Annotated in this window: 16 protein-coding genes and 1 pseudogene; 10 read left to right on the forward strand and 7 right to left on the reverse strand. The window is 66.8% G+C overall.

Annotation, left to right across the window (positions count from 1 at the left end):
* Positions 1-129 precede the first annotated feature (129 nt).
* From G412_RS0113195 to G412_RS0113230, 7 genes are all read left to right on the forward strand, one after another.
* Positions 130-1,176 (forward strand): glucose 1-dehydrogenase, encoded by a 1,047-nt coding sequence (locus tag G412_RS0113195; RefSeq protein WP_028812511.1) that lies wholly within the window; start codon positions 130-132, stop codon positions 1,174-1,176.
* Positions 1,177-1,734: 558 nt separating this feature from the next.
* Positions 1,735-2,958, forward strand: a complete 1,224-nt coding sequence (locus G412_RS0113200) for a cation:proton antiporter (protein WP_028812512.1) — start codon at positions 1,735-1,737, stop codon at positions 2,956-2,958.
* 342 nt (positions 2,959-3,300) lie between these two features.
* Positions 3,301-4,314 carry a PP2C family protein-serine/threonine phosphatase gene (locus tag G412_RS0113205; RefSeq protein WP_051338355.1) on the forward strand — a complete coding sequence of 338 codons (1,014 nt, stop codon included), beginning with the start codon at positions 3,301-3,303 and terminating at the stop codon, positions 4,312-4,314.
* 1,280 nt (positions 4,315-5,594) lie between these two features.
* A complete protein-coding gene (locus G412_RS0113215) occupies positions 5,595-6,086 on the forward strand; it encodes a 2'-5' RNA ligase family protein (protein ID WP_244282936.1) in 492 nt (163 codons plus the stop codon).
* 333 nt (positions 6,087-6,419) lie between these two features.
* Positions 6,420-6,722: a hypothetical protein gene (locus G412_RS39635; RefSeq protein WP_157839090.1), complete on the forward strand. Its 303-nt coding sequence runs from the start codon at positions 6,420-6,422 to the stop codon at positions 6,720-6,722.
* 36 nt (positions 6,723-6,758) lie between these two features.
* Positions 6,759-6,959 carry a hypothetical protein gene (locus tag G412_RS39640; RefSeq protein WP_028812517.1) on the forward strand — a complete coding sequence of 67 codons (201 nt, stop codon included), beginning with the start codon at positions 6,759-6,761 and terminating at the stop codon, positions 6,957-6,959.
* Positions 6,960-7,223: 264 nt separating this feature from the next.
* Complete coding sequence (locus G412_RS0113230) at positions 7,224-7,649, forward strand: SPW repeat domain-containing protein (protein WP_078606953.1); 426 nt, start codon at positions 7,224-7,226, stop codon at positions 7,647-7,649.
* Between the two features lie 689 nt (positions 7,650-8,338).
* Here the strand turns inward: G412_RS0113230 and G412_RS0113235 are convergent.
* Positions 8,339-8,851, reverse strand: a complete 513-nt coding sequence (locus G412_RS0113235; protein WP_028812519.1) for a gluconokinase — start codon at positions 8,849-8,851, stop codon at positions 8,339-8,341.
* Between the two features lie 258 nt (positions 8,852-9,109).
* Here G412_RS0113235 and G412_RS0113240 point away from each other — a divergent pair, with 258 nt between their 5' ends.
* Positions 9,110-9,619, forward strand: coding sequence for a DUF2238 domain-containing protein (locus tag G412_RS0113240; protein WP_157839091.1), 510 nt, complete (start codon positions 9,110-9,112; stop codon positions 9,617-9,619).
* Between the two features lie 200 nt (positions 9,620-9,819).
* Positions 9,820-10,625, forward strand: a pseudogene (locus G412_RS34250) (NAD(P)H-dependent glycerol-3-phosphate dehydrogenase); the annotation flags it as partial.
* Positions 10,626-10,882: 257 nt separating this feature from the next.
* On the opposite strand, the gene G412_RS39645 reads toward G412_RS34250, so the two are convergent.
* The 3 genes from G412_RS39645 to G412_RS0113265 form a co-directional block, all read right to left on the reverse strand.
* Positions 10,883-11,263: a hypothetical protein gene (locus G412_RS39645; protein WP_157839092.1), complete on the reverse strand. Its 381-nt coding sequence runs from the start codon at positions 11,261-11,263 to the stop codon at positions 10,883-10,885.
* Between the two features lie 334 nt (positions 11,264-11,597).
* Entirely contained in the window at positions 11,598-12,317 is a 720-nt protein-coding gene (locus G412_RS0113260) for a Crp/Fnr family transcriptional regulator (protein WP_244282938.1), read from the reverse strand.
* A 188-nt stretch (positions 12,318-12,505) separates the two neighbouring features.
* Positions 12,506-12,988, reverse strand: coding sequence for a hypothetical protein (locus G412_RS0113265; protein WP_028812522.1), 483 nt, complete (start codon positions 12,986-12,988; stop codon positions 12,506-12,508).
* 679 nt (positions 12,989-13,667) lie between these two features.
* Here G412_RS0113265 and G412_RS0113275 point away from each other — a divergent pair.
* Complete coding sequence (locus G412_RS0113275; protein ID WP_028812523.1) at positions 13,668-13,991, forward strand: TfoX/Sxy family protein; 324 nt, start codon at positions 13,668-13,670, stop codon at positions 13,989-13,991.
* Between the two features lie 34 nt (positions 13,992-14,025).
* Here G412_RS0113275 and G412_RS0113280 read toward each other — a convergent pair whose 3' ends face one another.
* The 3 genes from G412_RS0113280 to G412_RS0113290 all read right to left on the reverse strand — a co-directional run bounded on the left by G412_RS0113280 (position 14,026) and on the right by G412_RS0113290 (position 17,181).
* A complete protein-coding gene (locus G412_RS0113280; protein WP_028812524.1) occupies positions 14,026-14,829 on the reverse strand; it encodes a class I SAM-dependent methyltransferase in 804 nt (267 codons plus the stop codon).
* Positions 14,826-16,400: a radical SAM protein gene (locus G412_RS0113285; protein ID WP_028812525.1), complete on the reverse strand. Its 1,575-nt coding sequence runs from the start codon at positions 16,398-16,400 to the stop codon at positions 14,826-14,828. The genes G412_RS0113280 and G412_RS0113285 overlap by 4 nt, the downstream gene beginning before the upstream one ends.
* A gap of 325 nt (positions 16,401-16,725) precedes the next feature.
* Entirely contained in the window at positions 16,726-17,181 is a 456-nt protein-coding gene (locus tag G412_RS0113290) for a MauE/DoxX family redox-associated membrane protein (protein ID WP_028812526.1), read from the reverse strand.
* Positions 17,182-17,235: the final 54 nt, after the last annotated feature.

Here is a 17,235-nt window from a genome sequence, read left to right on the forward strand (position 1 = left end):
CGCGGCGGCCGTGATCTGCATCCGCAAACTGGTTGCGACACGTATTGGCCGGAACCCGCTCGATAGGCCGCAGCTGAGGTAGCGAACGGACAGGCATGACGAACGAGCGATGAGAGAGGCGGATAACCGATGCGTGCGTTGACCGTACGGCCCGGCCAGAAGAACTCACTGGAAGAACGGCAACTGCCGCAGCCATCCCCGGCGGACGGGGAACTACTGGTACGGGGCCTGACGATGGGTGTTTGCGGGACGGACCGCGAGATCGCGCGCGGTGACTACGGGTGGTCGCCGCCCGGCCGCGACTGGATGATCCTCGGGCACGAGTCACTGGGCCGGGTGGAGCAGGCCGTTCCCGGCAGCGGGTTCTCGGCCGGTGATCTGGTGGCCGGGGTGGTACGCCGACCGGATCCCGTCCCGTGCGGCGCATGCGCCCATGGTGAGTTCGATATGTGCCGCAACGGCCGCTACACCGAGCGTGGCATCAAAGAGATCGACGGCTACGGCGCCCAGCTGTGGTGCGTGGAGCCCGCCTACGCGGTGAAGCTGCAGCCGTATCTCGAGCATGTCGGCGTGCTGATGGAACCCACTTCCGTCGTGGCGAAGGCATGGGAACAGGTGGAGCGTGTCGGGGGGCGCTCGTGGTTCGAGCCGCGGCGAGTTCTGGTTACTGGCGCCGGACCGATCGGCCTGCTGGCCGCTCTGCTCGGTACGCAGCGCGGCCTGGAAGTACATGTCCTGGACCGCGTGAGCGACGGGCCGAAGCCTCCGCTGGTACGGGATCTGGGCGCCAGCTACCACACCGAGGACGTCGCGGAGGTGATCAACAAAGTGTGCCCGGATATCATCATCGAAGCCACTGGAGCCAGCGGCCTCGTCTTCGCAGCGCTGACCGGGACCGCCCCGTACGGGGTGGTGTGCCTGACCGGCGTGTCGCCCGTCGGCCGCCGCATCACCGTGGACGCCGGCTCCGTCAATCGGGACATCGTTCTGGAGAACGACGCCGTGGTGGGATCTGTCAACGCGAACCTTCAGCATTACCAGCAAGCCGCCGACGCCCTGGCGAAGGCTGAACTGACCTGGCTGGAGCGCCTGATCACCAGGCGGGTGCCCCTGGAGCATGCCATCGAGGCGTTCCAGAGGCAGCCGGATGACGTCAAAGTCGTCATCGACCTGTAAGAGCCCAACCGGGACCCTCCTTGTGGGAGGAATGCTCGCGCGGGGTACCAGTTGATCCATGTTCTTGGACTCCTGGGGTGAACTGGTTTGCGTACTGGTCATGGCGGGGCTTGCGTACCCGGTTCTGATTGCCGCGGTACGCGCGTCGGGTAAGCGGGCGCTGTCGAGGATGAACGTCTTCGATCTGGTCGACGTTGCTCCTGCACGACGGCTGGCATGCGTTATGAGGCGATGCGACGCGCACGTGTCACTCGGGACAAAGTGCGTCAGGCCATCCCAAGTGACCGGGGCACTAGAGCAGGTAGAAGCTGTGGTGCTGGGAACGGATGGCAGCTTCAGCGTGATCCTTCGTTCCCGATCCGGCTCAGAAGCGACGAAGCCGGTGCGTCGAACTGCGCAGCACTCATCAATGGCCGCCCGTCTCCCGAGTCTTCCGCGGCGCTGACCTGAAAGTCGATGGTCAGGGTGGAGCTCACTGCCGCAGATCGGCGGCACACAAATGAAACCTGATCCCCGATCAGGCGTGGAAGACCTGTCGCTATTGAATGGGGCCTTGTCATGGTGCTTGTCGCCGTCTTCGGCGCCGCATTGCTGGTCGCGGTACTGGTCTCCGGTCTCGCGGCTCGCTCCGTCCTATCCACGTCCCTGCTTTTCCTCGTCGCCGGCGCCTTGGTCAGCGACGGGTTCCTCGGTCTGATCCACATCACAGCGGACAGCGCTATTGTCGCTGTCACAGCAGACCTCGCCCTGTTCACCGTGCTCTTCACCGACGGCATGCACGTCTCGTTCCCGGCCTTGCGCAACGCCTGGCGCAATCCCGCCCGTGCACTGGCCTTCGGCATGCCTCTGGCGTTCGTCGGAATGGCACTGCTGACGCATTTCCTGCTCGGGCTGGACTGGACTACGTCCTTCCTCGTCGGGGCGGTACTGGCACCGACTGACCCGGTCTTCGCCTCGGCCATCGTGGGACGTAAGGAGGTCCCCGCACGATTGCGGCAGCTCCTGAACGTCGAAAGCGGCATCAATGACGGTCTGGCGTTGCCTGTAGTACTTCTGCTGATCGCTGCCGCCGGCCCGACTTCACATGCAGCCGAAGCTTCACCATCGAAAATCGTGCTGGAGCTCGGCGTGGGTCTGGCCTTCGGAATCGCCCTGCCACTCATCGTGAACTGGCTGGTTCGGTTCCGCCTTCTAGGAGCGGAACCCAGGCTGCAACCACTGCTGCCACTGGCAACAGGAATCCTGCTCTACGCCGTCTGTCACCTCACTCACGCCAACCCTTACTTGGCGGCGTTCTCGGCCGGCGCGGTTCTCGCCTCCGTATCACCGGAGAGCGCCAGGGCCTTCGGCCCGTTGGGCGACGCGCTGTCCGAATTGGCGAAATTCGCTGCGCTTCTTGTCTTCGGTGCCCTCCTCACCCCTCACCTCTTCGGCGACCTCCCGCTGGGAGGCTATGTCGTTTGTGTCCTGTCGATTCTGCTGGTCCGGCCGACTTCCTTGCTCATCTCCTTGATCGGCACCCGCTTCAACCGACGCGAACGACTGGCAGCGGCCTGGTTCGGGCCGAAGGGATTCGCCTCTGTCGTCTATGGCTTGCTTGTCTTGGAATCGGGCATCCCCCAGGCCGAGCAGGCGTTCACCGTGATCGCCGTGTGCATCGCCTTTTCGATCGCTGCTCACAGCAGCACCGATGTACCCGTCGCCCGTGCCTTTGATGTCGACGACCTCGTCGGCATCCCTAGCCACAAGGAAAGCCCGCTGCCCAGTTCGCCATCGGCATGAGTACACGGAAACAGGGCCGCCGTATCACCCTGGTTACGGGGACCGTTGGTGGTGGCCGCAGTTGGCGCGGCAGGCGCTCTGTGCGAACCTGGGCGCTTCGAATCTGTAACGTTGTCCGCTGGCCAGCGCAAGATGCGCATATCCTTGATCCTGACGGACTGAAGCCGCTGAGAGGTACGTGGGCTGGGCTGCTCGCCAGGCTGCGCAACGCGGGTTTGTAGCTCTGTCTTCGGCGTCGGCTGCCACGCCACGCCTGCCCGCCGCCATTACTTCGGGGGAGATGCACTGACTGGCGCAAGCACTCCAAAGCCCACGGTGCTCTCTGCCTTGCCGTTCTGCGTCATGGCAGCCGTAGCAGCGGTGGACATCACGGCCGGCCCGGACGTGGGCTTCCTGCCGCTGGTCTCACTCGGGCCGGCGTTCGCCAGCCTCGTCGGGGGATGGCGCCGCACCGCGATCATCGGAGCAATGGCCCTCGGGCTGTGTGCCGCACTCGGGTTGTACGACGGGCTGTTCGACAGTCGACGTGGCATCACCGCCATGGCTTCTGTTGCCGGAGTGACGGCGGCCGGTCTGGCAGCCGCCGCAATGCGCCAGCGCCGTGAAGCAGAGCTCGCCAACGTCCGGTCCATCGCCGAGGTCGCCCAGCGGGTTCTGCTCAGACCAGTCCCACGCCACGCCGGGAACCTTTCGATCGCCGTTTCGTACACATCCGCGACCGCCGAAGCACATATCGGCGGCGATCTGTACGAAGTCGTCAGGTCATCGGCCGGTGTACGGATCATCGTCGGGGATGTGCAAGGCAAGGGTCTGGAAGCGGTAGAGACCGCAGCTGCCGTCCTAGGCGCCTTCAGGGAAGCGGCTCACGACGCGCCTGATCTGACGGCAATCGGCATCCGATTGGAACGGGCCGTACAGCGCCAGGGGAACGGTGAGAAATTCGTGACTGCTGTACTGGCCGAAGTCCGCACAGAGCACAACGCGACTTTCCTGAACTTCGGACACCCACCGCCCCTGATCACCCGCCCTGACGGGTCCGTGGAATTCGCCGAGCCGCCCTCCTACGCTCCCCCTCTGGGGCTCAGCGACCAAGCACCCGATGCTGCAGAACCCTTCGGCGTTCCCCTGCCACCCGGCAGCCAGCTGTTCTTCTATACCGACGGAGTGACAGAGGCTCGGAACAACGACGGCCGCTTCTACCCCCTTCATGAGCGCGTCTCACTGCTCAGGGCCGACGAAGCTGATGCAGCCCTTGACGCTGTGCGAGCCGACCTTATCCGGTACACGCAAGGCCCCCTCCATGACGACGCAGCCATGCTCCTGCTGCGCTACGACGATCTACCACACGCCAGTTAAGCGCCCAGCCCGTTTCCCATAGCGCGCCGCTCGGCACGGGGAATGGAATGCGGACGGGGCCATCACAATCGCTCGACCTGCACGACGCCCGTGAAAAGGCCGAACGGCATAGGCGAGGCAGGGGCTCCTTCGTCAGATGGCGGCGTACGCCGCCGTCACAAGCAAGGCCACCAAGGCGAGGAGGGCCAGGCAAATGTCAACTACCTTCCCCCCGTCCCGCTGCGCCGAAACTCATCCTGCTGGTCGTGGTCCTCCCGGCCTTGAGGAACTGCTGGTTAAGCACCGCCATGCAGAAGGCGAGGCCGGGGCCGTCGTGGACAAGGCTTCGTTCGATCTGGCAGAGGATGCGCCCGTCGTCCCTCTCGTGTTCCGTGTCAGCACCTGCTCCTTGAAGGCTGTGGCCCGCGCAGGGAGTACGCAGCTCGCGCATATCTGAGCGGCGCTTCGGCTGCGACCGATGATGCCTCTCATGGGCGTGCTCAGGGGCTTCGTCGCGGGCTAGCCACGGGCCCCAATCGCCGAGCGGGCTGGTCGTTCGCTCCACATCCCTAACTGGCTGCGCGTCCATTGTGAACCGCTCATCCCAAGACGCTGAGGTGAGCCCGGCGGCACACCTCGCAAGTGATTCCCCGAGCAAGTGCCTCACTGGTGGCTTACCCATGCTGGCCAAGTCGACCATTTCTTCCTGTGGACTCGCACATGGTCATGGCATAGCGCGGCCCCGCAGTGGGTGCAGACGACTACGGCGACCTTCGTTTCGCGGCACTCGAAGCAGTTCATGAGCTGCTGCACCTTTCTGATGGGGATCTCTGAAAACGGCTCTGTCCGGAGCTCCGGATGCTTTCGGTGATCTTGCCGATGCTCCCGCGCCGCGCTCAGTGCCTATTGGGCGCCGCGGGTCGGTTAGCCCGTAAGCGCCTCTTGTGTAGCGCCGGGCCGGCACCCTGGATTGCCGGGCTGCGGCAGGCGAACCGGGCCCCTTGGAACGCAACCGCGCCGGCGACTGAAGATCACCAACAGCATCCGGAAAGTGAGTCAGAATCCAAACCCGGAGCCACACACGAGGGCGGCATCGCCGGACGAGCCCGCATCGAGAACGTCCCGGACGGAAGCGAGCACCGTACGGGGCGTGGACCACCAGCCAACACGCAGCCGCGACCGCCTCGACCACGCCCAACTCGTTGTCCTCGTCCACCTCCCAGTGCAACGGGCGCAGCAGCGGACTGGCCTGCGATGATGACGGCGTGCCAGAGCCAGGGACCACTGCCGTCGTCATTGTCTTGCCCGATGCCGCCCCGCTCCTCGAGGCGGCGTGGCGTATCGACCCAGCTCTGGTGCGTCGTGGGGTGCCGGCGCACGTCTCGCTCCTCTACCCGTTCGTGCCGGAAACGGCGCTGACAGATCAGGACAAGAAGGGCGTGCGTTCCCTGGCTGCGAGTTTTCCGGCAGCTGATCTCCTCTTGGAGGAGGTGGTGACGGCGTCCGGCTTCGTCTCCGTCACCGTTCCGGGACTCCAACCGATCGTCGATGCGTTCCGCGCCCAGTGGCCCAAATTGCGCCCGTACAGGGGCCGCTTCGGGGCGCGGCCCGCCGCCCATGTCACGGTCGCTATGGGTGCGGACAACCCGACAGCTGCCGCCCATGTCCGCGCTGCGATCGGCAGCCTGCTGCCGCTGCACACCCGTGCGGCGGCGGTCCAGCTGGTGGTGCTGACGGAGGAAGGCTGGCAGCCGCGGTTCACCGTGCCGCTCGGCGTCCCGGACGGGCCGTAAACACCGCCTGCCAGTCCCTCGCCCCTGGCCGCGAGCACAGCCCGAGGCCGGCAGCCCGTCCTCGGCCACATCCCGAGGACCAGTGATCTTGTCGCGGCCCGTTGGCACGGCGGTGTTGCACCCCCTGGGGCTGCCTTTGCAGCCATTGGACGTGCTCTCGACTGCCCCCGGCCAACGGCCCGGCTCAACCGCGCGTCACGCGACCAGCGGCTATTCGCACGCACCGTGGTTCCACCTGGAGATCACCAACAGCATCAGTTCCGTGAATCTCATGACTGGGTGAGGATTCGGGTGCGGAGGAGTGTGAAGGACGCGCGGCCGTACATTGCTCTCTTGAGCGTTTTCACCCTGTTGACGTGGCCTTCGAAGATGGCTCCAGGTGAGGGTGAGACCGGCGGTGACAGCGTCGAGGTCACGGCGGAGGAATTCGGCGAAGCCGCTAATGGGCTTGGGTGCGTCCTGTTTCCCCTGGCGGATCCAGTGGTGCAGGAGGTGTCCGCGCTGGTTGCGGACCAGATCGGCGAAGGATCGTGCCAGGTCGCAAGCCCGGGTGATGTCCGGGCAGGCGAGGCGGACTTCGAGCAGCCGCTCGCCTTGGCTCTCGGTGACGGACACGCGAGGCCGCATGATCCATGACGTGATCTTGCGGTCAACGACGTGTACGAAGGGGCAATGGAACTCGCCTACGCTGAGGCCGACCGCCGCAGAGCCCAACTGCACCTGGTGTACGCCGACGACGTGCGTCTCGCACCTCCGGTGCCGGCCGGCGTGGTGCCGCCAGTCTTCGGCCCCGTGCCTCCCGCTCCGATCGAGCCTCTTCCGCACACGGCCCAGTGCCCCGTGGGAGTCGTCCCAGCTCCGGCGCAGGACTAGACCGCAGCAGCTCAGTATTCGTTTATCCCACGTAACGCATGGTGCTGATCCGGTACTTCAGCGCTACGGCTGCAAGCATGCTGCTGGGCCGCCTTCGTGAATCCTGCGGTGACGTTTGCCCACTGTGACCGTGGCAACCCGTGAACGCGCGGAGGTTGTGTTCGGCTGCCAACAGCAGCATGAACCAGGCGTCGTCCCCCTCGCCCGACCCATGGTGGCATCGGTCGCCGCCGTCCCTGGGGCGAGCTCAGCCAGGAGGCACCCATGAAGCGTAATCGTCCCACCGTTAAGCGCGCGGCCCCCCGGCCGTCTGGGCCGGAACTCGCCGGAGGGGTGAGAAACTCCCTCATCAGCGTGTTGATGCTGCTTGCGGGCGTCTGGCTGTTTGTTGCGGCTTGGGTCATCGGGTACCCGTTCAACGAGCCGGCGGTCGATGCGCACCTGAACGAGATGGCTGTCGGTGTCGTCGTCTTCCTTGTGGCCGTAGCCCGCCTGGTGCGCCGACGCGGGCCGGTGTCTGACCTCGTCGTCACGGCGGCAGGGGCGTGGATTATTGCCGCACCGTTCGTGGTGAGCTACGGCGACTCCTCAAAGGCGGACGCGGCTCGGATTAACGACGTAGCCACCGGCGTAGTGGTGATTGTGCTGTCCGTGATCTCTCTGTGGATTGCACGGGAGCGGCGAGCCTGAGCCGAAAATTCAACAAGATGTAGCGCCGCTACGTGTGAGCGCTATCGCGCGGGCCGGCACATCGCGACGCACTCCCGACGAGAGGAACTCCATGACCTCCGAGCACCCATCCACGGCAGTCGACCGCCCCGTACCTAACCTATGAAGGCGCGCAGCGCGCCGTCGGCTTCCCTTCCGACAACGAGTTTCCCCTAGAACGGACGGCGATCATCGGATGGGACCCTGCGCATGGTGGAGACGGTCCTGGGTCCCCTGACCCGCGGCAGAGCCGCCCTGGCAGGCGCCGGCACTGGGGGTGGTTCGGAGTACTGGTTGGTCTGCTACTCATGGTGTTCGCCGCCGGTCCCCACACGTGGTCGTGCTCCTGCTCAGCGGACGTACGGTGCAGCCTTCGGGTCCGTCTTCGAATTCGCTGGCCCGCCTTCACCAACGGTCAACGGGACTTCACTTCGCGCGCAGCCAGATCCCTGCTGCACGCTACGACGTGGTCGCCGACGCCCAGGTAGCCGAGGAGCCCAGAAACGTGCTCGTCAAACTCGGTTGGCGAGAGTCCTGACAGGTCCCGACAACGCGAGGCGTCTCGCACAAGTACCAACCAGCGACCCCTGGGTGTCAATTCCACGCCGCGCAGACAACCCATCGGCCTGGCTCGGTTCGCCCCGGCTGCAGACTGTGTGCGGGATGGAGCGTCACCCCTGTTGTACAGCCGCAAGTGCTAGCTGTGTGGTCTCATCGACCGTACCGCTGATGGGAATAAGCGCCCCTTGTTCACCGGCGGCCAACGGCTCCAGTGCGTCCAACTGTGATTGAAGGAGGGATACCGGCATGAAATGCCCGCGACGCGCAGCCATGCGTTCGGCGATAAGCTTCGCCGAGCCGTGCAGATGGATGAAGAACACAGACGGCGATGCCGACACAAGCCGTTCGCGATAGCACCGTTTCAGTGCCGAGCAGGTGATCACCCCGCCTTGGCGGCCATGCTCGAGCAGCCACTTCGCGATGGCGTCGAGCCAGGGCGCCCGGTCTTCGTCATCCAGAGGGATGCCAGCCCGCATCTTGGCTACGTTGCCCGGGGAGTGAAAGTCGTCAGCTTCTGCGAAGGGCACGCCCAGAGACTGGGCCAGGGACTGCCCTACGGTCGTCTTGCCGGATCCTGACACACCCATCACTACGATCAACGAAGCATCTTCATCCTGTGCCATCACGACAGGCTAGCGCAGTTCCAGGAACTGACGGCTAGGCACTCGGCCACGCGTTCTGTACAGAGCGCTGCACTGGCTCATCAACATAGGGAGATACGGTTGTCGTTGAAATCCGGACGCTTGAAGCGCGGTACCAGTCCCCTCTTGAGCGCTCACGTGCGTCGGTGAAGACGCATGGCTAGGAACGCTCCGGTGGCGCTAGAGGTCGCCTTTACCAGAGCCTGCACACTAGTCCGTCTTGGCTTTCCCGTCAGCGCTGTGTTCTTCCTGGTGCAGGGTCAGTGGTCTTCCGGGCTGCGGTTTCTCCTTGGCCTGGTGCTGCTTACAGCCGTGGCTTGGACGGGTACACCAAAGCCGTACGAAGCTGCATTCATCTCCGTGGTGCTCCTGGGCATGTGGTCCGACGTCGGCCACTGGTATGCGCAGGTGAATCAGCTGGATACAGCAGTCCACTTTGCTATGGCAGGCTGCGGTTCCATCGTGGTTCTGTTCGGGTTCCTGCGAATGAGCGGAAAGGAAATGCGGACGGCATCCCGGTACCTGCCCCTCTGGGCCCTCGTGTTTTTAATCGCCATGCTCGGGCTTGCCGCCGCTGCCTTGTGGGAAATCTACGAGTGGGTAGTGGAACAGTTGGCACCGGAGTCTATGCGGGTCAGCTACAGCGATACGATCGCGGACCTAGTCGCCGGGGTGGCAGGTTCTGCCGTAGCGGGACTCCTATTTTCCGTTGCGTCGCGTCACCGGTTGTCTCACGCAAGCGAAGACTGACCCAAATACGCGCTGACCACTTCCCGCCCCGCGCGCTTAGGCGCGGCGGCATGACGCAGTGCGGGCGGCTCAGCGGTTTGGGGACGGGCTCTGGTCGTAGACCGGGATCTGTGACTGGATGTTGAAGGTGATCGACCCGGCATCCTGGAACCGCATGGTGATCTTGATGAAATCGCCGCCTCTGACCTGCTGGCGCAGACATCGAGCTGGCCGCCTCCCTGACGGCGAAGACCGACCCGGCCGCTGCACTGGCGGGAGCGGACTTCCTCGTGCTCTGTATCCCCGCGCAGTCCCTGCGGGCCAGCCTCGCCGTGTGGGCGGTGCACATCGGGCCCGACACCGTGATCGTGTCGATGATGAAGAGCATCGAACTGGGCAACGGGCTCGGGCGAGCCAGGTCATTACCGAGGTAACCGGCGTGAGCGCGGACCGGGTCGCGGTGCCGTCCGGACCGAACCTGGTGCGCGAGATCATGGACGGCCAGCCGACCGCCGCCACCGTCGCCTGCCCCGAAGAGGACGCCGCCCGCCGCTTCCAGTCGGCGTGCCACACTCCCTACTTCCGGCCCTACACCAGCACCGACGTGATCGGCTGCGAGCTGGGCGGCGCGGTGAAGAACGTCATTGCCCTGGCGGTCGGCATCGCCTCGGGCATGGGCCTGGGCGCCAACGCGACGGCGATGCTCATCACCCCGCCGGCTGGCGGAGACCAGACGGCTGGCCACTGCCCTCGGCGCCCACCCCGCCACCCTGGCCGGCCTGAGCGACCTGGTGGCTACCTGCTCCTCCCCGCTCTCCCGCAACCTCACCTTCGGCACCCACCTCGGTCACGGTCTGAGCGTCGAGCAGGCGACGGCCGCCACACGACAGACCACCGAGGGAATCAAGTCCGCGGAAGCGATCCTCGCCCTGGCTCATGCCACTGCGTCGAGATGCCGATCACGGAAGTAATCCCCGCCCTGCTACACGAGAAGGTCACCCTCGACGAGGCGGCTTCGCATTCGTAGCCTGATCGCAAGTTTCCGTTGCGTCTCGCCACCGTGCCACCCGGAGGGGCAGAGAGCGATCGTTCGGCGGACGGGGAACACGGTGGTCCGTAATTGGTGGGCATGGCAGACATACGTGATCTGTGGTGGGCCGGGGGACGGTTGTCCTACGACGTGTCGTCGACGCATCGAGGTTGATGCTGACGGCGCCGTGGTCGGACAGGCCCGTGTCGACCGGCTCTTGGTAGACCTGGTAGTCCGTCACTGCGGGAGCGAGATCAGAGGTCCTGGCGGCGGGGCACGTCGCCGTCGGCGAACGCCGCCGTTGGCACGGCCTCCTTCCCGGCGAAACTTGTGTCGACGAAGCCCGCACGAGCCAGCAGTTCGACGGCCTCCCAATATCGGACACCGTCTCCTCGCCGGGTGAGCGCAGGTGTCCGTTCAGCAGGTGCGCCGGCAGCCGGGACGAGTCCGGCTCCGGGAAAGCCGAGGCCGATCGCGTTGACGTTTCCCAGCAGTGCGACAGTCGGTCGGGCGCGGCGAGAACTGCCAATGGGGCCACCTGCGGGCCCTGTTGCGCGGGCCGAAGGAGTCCAGGCGCAGGTGCGCGCCTCCAGCAGCCGCTCGACGCCCGGCAGGATCAGGTGGGCCCAGCCCATAACGTGGTGGTAACGGGTGCTGTCTGCGCCCTCCGCGTCCACCCGGATCCGGTCGCTGAGCAGGATCGCCGAATGAAACCGGTGGCCCGCCGTGGTCGGGGTTGGCCTCGGCGAGGAGCCCCCGCGCCAAGCCCAGCGCGTTGACCGCGCGGTGCAAACGGCGGCGAGCGAGCTGTTCCCAGCTATGGCACTCCTGGAGTTTTCCAGCCGCGGGAGTGTTCGCGGTGACGCTGGCTGCCGATCAACGCAGCGGACATGTCCGTGACGTGGTTAGCCGGCGTGCGTCATTCCATTCTTTCGAGTGGCGAGCGGCACTGCGGCAGCTCGGGCGGGTTCAGCCAGCGGCGTCTCTGAGTCGTTCGGAGTCCAGGACGGTGATGCGTCCGCGGGCGAGGCGGAGGAGGCCGTGGCCGGCGTACTCGCGCAGGACCTTGGTGCAGGTTTCGCGGGAGGTGCCGGCGAGGGCGGCGAGTTGTTCGTGGGTGAGAGCGATCTGCGGGTGGCGTCCGACGGGGCGCAGGGGGCTGGCCGGGGGTTGGGCGCTGGTGAGGGTGGTCAGCGTGGTGGCGATGCGTTGGGCGACGGTTTTGAACACGCTGTCGGACAGGCGTTGTTCGAGGTCGGCCAGGCGGCGGCCGAGGATGGCGGTGATCCGGGTGGCGATGCGGGCGTCGGCGAGCAGGAGCCGGTTGACGTCGGCGCGGCTCATCACACAGACGACGGTGTCGTCGAGGGCTTCGGCGTAGTTGTCGTACATGTGCTGTCCGAGCAGGACCATCTCGCCGAAGATGGTGCCGGGGCTGATGATCGCGGTGGTCAGCGCGCGGCCGTCGGCGGAGACCCGGAAGACGCGGATCCGGCCCTTCTTGAGGATGAACAGCACTTCGGAGGGCTGGGTGGGCGAGTAGAAGATCTCGCCCGCGTGGTAGGACTTCATCGGCGCTGCGGCGGCGATGGCTTCCATCTCCCGTTCGGACAGGTCGCAGAAGATGTCGACCTCGGCCAGGCACCAGGTCCGTTCCGCACCCTCGTGGCCTGCTGCGGCGTCGGTCATGGTGTGCGTCTCCTCGCGTCGTCCAGGGGCCCACGGTGGGGGTGCGGCGCCCCATGCCGGGCTGCCCAGTGCCTCGGCATTGCTGGCCAGACAGTAGGGCACCGAACCGTCGACCTGGCCTTTGCGCCGCGGCGCCGCGCCCGGTGGTGGGGCGGCCGGGTGAGGGGGCGGCGCGGGAGCCTGGCTGCTCATCGGGCCGGGCCGGTGCGCTTGCCCATGGCCTGGGCGATGAACCCGAACGTCACACCGGCGAGCAGACCGAAGACGAGGTGGGCGCCGAGGCTGGAGGAGGTGACGTCGTTCCACTCGAAGACGGGCATGCCCATGTTGGCAGGCATGATCCACAGTGCGCCGACGGTCCACCACACCGCGCCGTAGACCAGGCCGAGGACGACGGCCGGTGCGAGGCGCTGCGCGAGGGGGCCGAGCACGATGCCGAAGGTGGTGCCGGCGAACAGCGCGATGGAGAGGTGGATCAGCCAGCCGACGAAGGCGTTGGTCGAGCCGAGGAGCCCGGCCACCATCGTGATCATCGCGGTGTCCATGACGGGCCTGGAGACGGACATCCAGATGCCCATGCCGACGCCGCCGACGAGGCCGGCCGCAGCGCCCCAGACGGCGTGCACGGGGATCAAGGCGATCTTGGGGGAGACGTGTGCTGCCGTGGTCATGGTGATCGTCCCATCCATGGGGTCGTTCTTTCCGCTGTCGCTGACGACGCTAGACCGGGTGGTGCAGGCAGGTATGTGAGCACCCTTACGTACGCGCCGGTAGTCCCGCTCGGCGTCCGGTTGCCGGTCAACGCCCGTGATGGGCCCATGGAACTGTCTCCAGGGAACGTGACGCGTATGGGTATCGACGTGACGGTGGAGCGGGTGCTCCCGCTGCCGTGCGAGCAGGTGGCGGCGTACGCGATGGACTGGCGCCACGACGCCTGGGGGCACCTCCCATGCCCGTTCAGGGTTATGTCAGGGTTATGGGGGAGGACCAGGGCATCCGGACGGCGGAGCTGACGCGGCAGGCGGATGCGGGCGGTTTCTCGGGGCGGAGGTGACGCGGACGGCGTACTTCCTGGGCAGCGGATCGACTACGTCCTGCGGATCGCCGCGTACGAGCCGCCGAGGTTGCTGGACGTGGTCTCGGTCGCCGGCCCGATGCCGATGCACGTGACCTACACCTTCGCCCCCCCGGACGGCGGCACGCTCGCCCGGATCCGCGTACGCGGCGGCGCCTCCGGCCTCTACCGGCTGGCGGGACCGATGATGGGGCGCAAGGTGCGCTCGTCGCTGGTCAAGGATCTTCGGGACCTTCAGCGGCAGGTGAGCCGACACATGGAGGGTGAGGGCGGCCATGGCGTTCGACGAAGGACTGGTGGAACGCGTCAGGGCGCGGCTGGGTGCGGACCCGGGCATCACAGAGAAGCGGATGTTCAGCGGCCTTACGTTCCTGCACGAGGGCAACATGGCCGTGGGCGTGATCGGGGACGAGCTGATGGTCCGGGTCGGCCCGGACGCCACCGAAGCCGCCCTGGCAAAGCCGGGGACACGGCCCTTCACCGGACGCCCGATGCGCGGCTGGGTCGTCGTGGCCTCCTCCGCCGTGTCCGAGGACCAGGCCCTGGCCGACTGGATCGACCAGGGACACGCCTTCGCGGCGAGCCTGCCGCACAGGTAGCCCTGTCGCGGCAGACGCCTACGCTCCAGGCCCCCTACTGCGGCGGGCGCTCGGCAATCAGCAGCGCGTAGCCGAGGACGCCGTCCGCGACCGCCGTGCGGGCGGCTGCCAGGACGGCGGGGGCGGCGTCGAGGTCGACGCCCGCGGCGGTGAGGCGGGCCGCGGCGGTCATGCGCAGCAGGTTCAGCCTCGCCTCGATCTGGTCGATCATCCGCAGCATCGCATGGTCGTGGCGCTCGGTGTGGAGGGTGTGCAGGCCCGCGCCGGCCAGGATCTCGGTGTAGTCCTGGAGCGGCCGGGCGTCGGCGATGCAGGCGATGCGGGCGCCGAGGCCGGTGAGCCCGGGCGGCAGCCGGGTGGGATCGATGGTGACGTCGGTGATGCCGAGGCGGCCGGCGGGCCCCAGGACGCGGGCGAACTCGGCCGCGGCCCGCGCCTTGTCGGGAAACGTACACAGGGCGCACTCGCACACCACGGCGTCGAAGACGCCGTCCGGGTATGGGAGGTGCTCAGCGTCCCCGGTGGTGAACCGTGCCCGGTCGGCGAGGCCGACTGCCTGCGCGGCGCCCTGGGCGAGGGCGGTGTTCGCGGGCGCGTAGTCCACCCCGTCGACCTCGGCGCCGTAGCCGTCGGCGAGGAGGAGGGCGGTGGTGCCGCGCCCGGACGCGACGTCGAGGACCCGCGCTCCCGTGGTGAGACCGAGGCCGTCGGCGAGTCGGCGGGTCAGCGCGGTGCCGCCGGGGTGGTAGGAGTCGCCGAGGAGGAGGGCGACGACGTCGGAGGAGTACGCGGCGGCGCAGCACGCCTTCAGCTCCTCGCCGCTGGGCGTACCGGTCATGACGAGCGCCTCCCTTCAGTGTCCGAGCTGCTGGCGGTCTTCGATCCGTACGGGGTCTCCGTCAGTCGGCTGGCGAGCGGAAGGGCGTTGGGGGTGACCGGGGCGACGGGGACGCCGGACATCTCGGCGCGGACCTGTTCGCGGTAGCCGACGGAGTTGTAGGCGCAGAAGGGGATGAGGCGCCCGTCCGGGGTGATCTCCTCGACGCAGCACTTCATCAGCTGCTTGACGTTGAGGGTGTAGGGGTCCTGGAAGTCCTGCACGACGATCATGAATGCCTTGTCGTTGAGGTCCTTCACGGCCTCAGGGAGGTCGATGCCGCAGGTGTCCGCGCAGTCCAGGGCCTCGGCCGTGGCCCGCAGCTTCTCCTTGGTCGTCTCCGTCCCCATGAACGCGGAGGCGGACCAGAGTTTCTCCAGGGCCTCGCGGATGCCGGCGTCGGGCATGACGCGGTTGGTGACGTAGTCGAGGTAGTCCTCGACGTTGAGCAGCCGCGGGACGGGGACGACGGTGCGGTTGCCCGGTTCGCCGTCGATGAGGAGGTAGGTGATGGAGCGGCAGGTGGGGAAACAGCAGGGGACGGGGAAGAAGTCGCCCTTCTGGAACCAGTTGGGCCGCTGTTCGTTGATGAGCCGGATGACGTCGGGGTTGGTGAGCCGGTTCAGCGGGTCGAACTCGACGTGCCGGCCGGAGTGGGTGACCGGCTGGAACGCCACCGAGCGGACGGCGGGGTGGTCGATGCCGTACTCGATGATCGCCCCGACCTCGTGTTCGTTCAGACCGCGCTCGACGGCGGCCACTAGGGTGACGGTCAGGCCGTGCTCGGCGCAGTGGTCCAGGGCCTGCTGCTTGAACGTGCGCAGGTCCCGGCCCCGGATCTCCAGGTGGGTCCGCTCGTCGAAGCCGTCGAACTGGAGGTAGATGTTGACCGACTTGCCCGGAGCTTGGTTGCGCTTGCCGAGTTCGGCGACGAAGTTCTTGTCGGTGGCGAGGCGGATGCCGTTGGTGTTGAGGTTGACGTTCTTGATCGGGCGGGCCTGGGCGAGGTCGATGAAGTCCAGGATGTGCTTGTGGATGGTGGGCTCGCCGCCGGAGAACATCACCACCTCCGCCTCGCCCTCCGAGGCGACGAAGGTGTCGAGCATCCGCTCGCATTGCTCGTGGGTGATGGAGTAGCCGTCCGGCTGGTGGCCGGAGTCGGCGAAGCAGATTGGGCAGTCCAGGTTGCAGCCGGTGTTGACCTCGATGATGCCTAGGCAGGCGTGCTGCTTGTGCTCTGGGCACAGCCCGCAGTCGCTCGGGCAGCCGTCCTTCACCTCGGTCTGGAAGGTGAGCGGGATGGTGCCGGGCTTGTTGAACCGGGCCGAGGACAGGTACTCCTCGGCGTCCCCGTAGACCAGCGCCTCGAACTCGCCGTGCTCACGGCAGCGTTTACGCAGGTACACCTTGTCGTTGCGGATGTTGACCTGTGCGTCGACGGGTGTCTTGCACAGCGGGCAGATCGACTTGGTGAACTCCACGAACACCTCGTCGCGTTCGGCCTTGGCCTGGGGTGCGGCTTCCTGAGTCACGCGGAGCTCCTTGGTGAGTCGTTTTCCTTTGCCCCCCTGGGAATCGTCAGGGCCGGGGACTTCGTCTTCGTGGGGCGAAGGTCGGGCAGGAACCGTCGTGCAGCAGTCCTCCGGTCCGGCACCCCGGCGGCGACGGGTCCGGCATCGGGCATAGGCGGCGCCGGCCAGGAGGACGACCGCGCCGACGGTGATCAGCCACGCTTTGGCGAGGGCTCCGCCGACAACGCCGAGTGCTGCGCCGGCCACCAACAGGGGGCCGGCGCAGCACACCACCATCAGCAGCCCGGCGCCCACGGCCGCCGCCATGCCACCGAGACGAGCATGTTCACGGGCTGTCGGCACGGTCCTTCACCTCCACTCGGTCGGCTTTGGAGGGGGCGGGCGTGGTGCGGGCGGAGCGGAACAGCGGGGCGGCGTAGAAGAGGGGCAGGGCGTCCTGGAGCAGGACGAACCAGCTCAGCCGCTGCGTGAGGTAGATCCCGAAGCAGCCGCAGTTGTCCACGGTCAGGCCCCGTGCGTACGCCTGCACGGCCAGCACCGTCCACGCCACCGACACGCCGGTGTAGACGCAAACCGGGGCCAGGGCCTTCGACCGCGGTCGGGCCAGGAACCAGATCCCGCTCACCAGTTCGCCCGCGATCAGCGCCAGGGCCAGAGCGGTCGCGGCGGCGCCGGTCACCAGCCCGTACGCGGACAGAATCCCGGACATGTGCGGCAGGGAGGCGAGCTGGGCGATGGCCATCGCCGAGTACACGGCCCCGAGAACGATCCTGAGCACCATGATCTGAACGTAGGCCGTCGGGCAGGGTGAGAACTGTAAGCGCGCTCACCGAAC

The sequence above is a fragment of the Streptomyces flavidovirens DSM 40150 genome, assembly GCF_000429085.1.
Classification (GTDB): Bacteria; Actinomycetota; Actinomycetes; order Streptomycetales; family Streptomycetaceae; genus Streptomyces; species Streptomyces flavidovirens.

What these genes read in the sequence shown, in the direction of transcription:
- G412_RS0113195 (WP_028812511.1), top strand. Translation starts at nt 130, where the DNA reads ATGCGTGCGTTGACCGTACGGCCCGGCCAGAAGAACTCACTGGAAGAA.
- G412_RS0113200 (WP_028812512.1), top strand. Translation starts at nt 1,735, where the DNA reads ATGGTGCTTGTCGCCGTCTTCGGCGCCGCATTGCTGGTCGCGGTACTG.
- G412_RS0113205 (WP_051338355.1), top strand. Translation starts at nt 3,301, where the DNA reads ATGGCAGCCGTAGCAGCGGTGGACATCACGGCCGGCCCGGACGTGGGC.
- G412_RS39640 (WP_028812517.1), top strand. Translation starts at nt 6,759, where the DNA reads ATGGAACTCGCCTACGCTGAGGCCGACCGCCGCAGAGCCCAACTGCAC.
- G412_RS0113230 (WP_078606953.1), top strand. Translation starts at nt 7,224, where the DNA reads ATGAAGCGTAATCGTCCCACCGTTAAGCGCGCGGCCCCCCGGCCGTCT.
- G412_RS0113235 (WP_028812519.1), bottom strand. Translation starts at nt 8,851, where the DNA reads ATGGCACAGGATGAAGATGCTTCGTTGATCGTAGTGATGGGTGTGTCA.
- G412_RS39645 (WP_157839092.1), bottom strand. Translation starts at nt 11,263, where the DNA reads ATGGGCTGGGCCCACCTGATCCTGCCGGGCGTCGAGCGGCTGCTGGAG.
- G412_RS0113260 (WP_244282938.1), bottom strand. Translation starts at nt 12,317, where the DNA reads ATGACCGACGCCGCAGCAGGCCACGAGGGTGCGGAACGGACCTGGTGC.
- G412_RS0113265 (WP_028812522.1), bottom strand. Translation starts at nt 12,988, where the DNA reads ATGACCACGGCAGCACACGTCTCCCCCAAGATCGCCTTGATCCCCGTG.
- G412_RS0113275 (WP_028812523.1), top strand. Translation starts at nt 13,668, where the DNA reads ATGGCGTTCGACGAAGGACTGGTGGAACGCGTCAGGGCGCGGCTGGGT.
- G412_RS0113280 (WP_028812524.1), bottom strand. Translation starts at nt 14,829, where the DNA reads ATGACCGGTACGCCCAGCGGCGAGGAGCTGAAGGCGTGCTGCGCCGCC.
- G412_RS0113290 (WP_028812526.1), bottom strand. Translation starts at nt 17,181, where the DNA reads ATGGTGCTCAGGATCGTTCTCGGGGCCGTGTACTCGGCGATGGCCATC.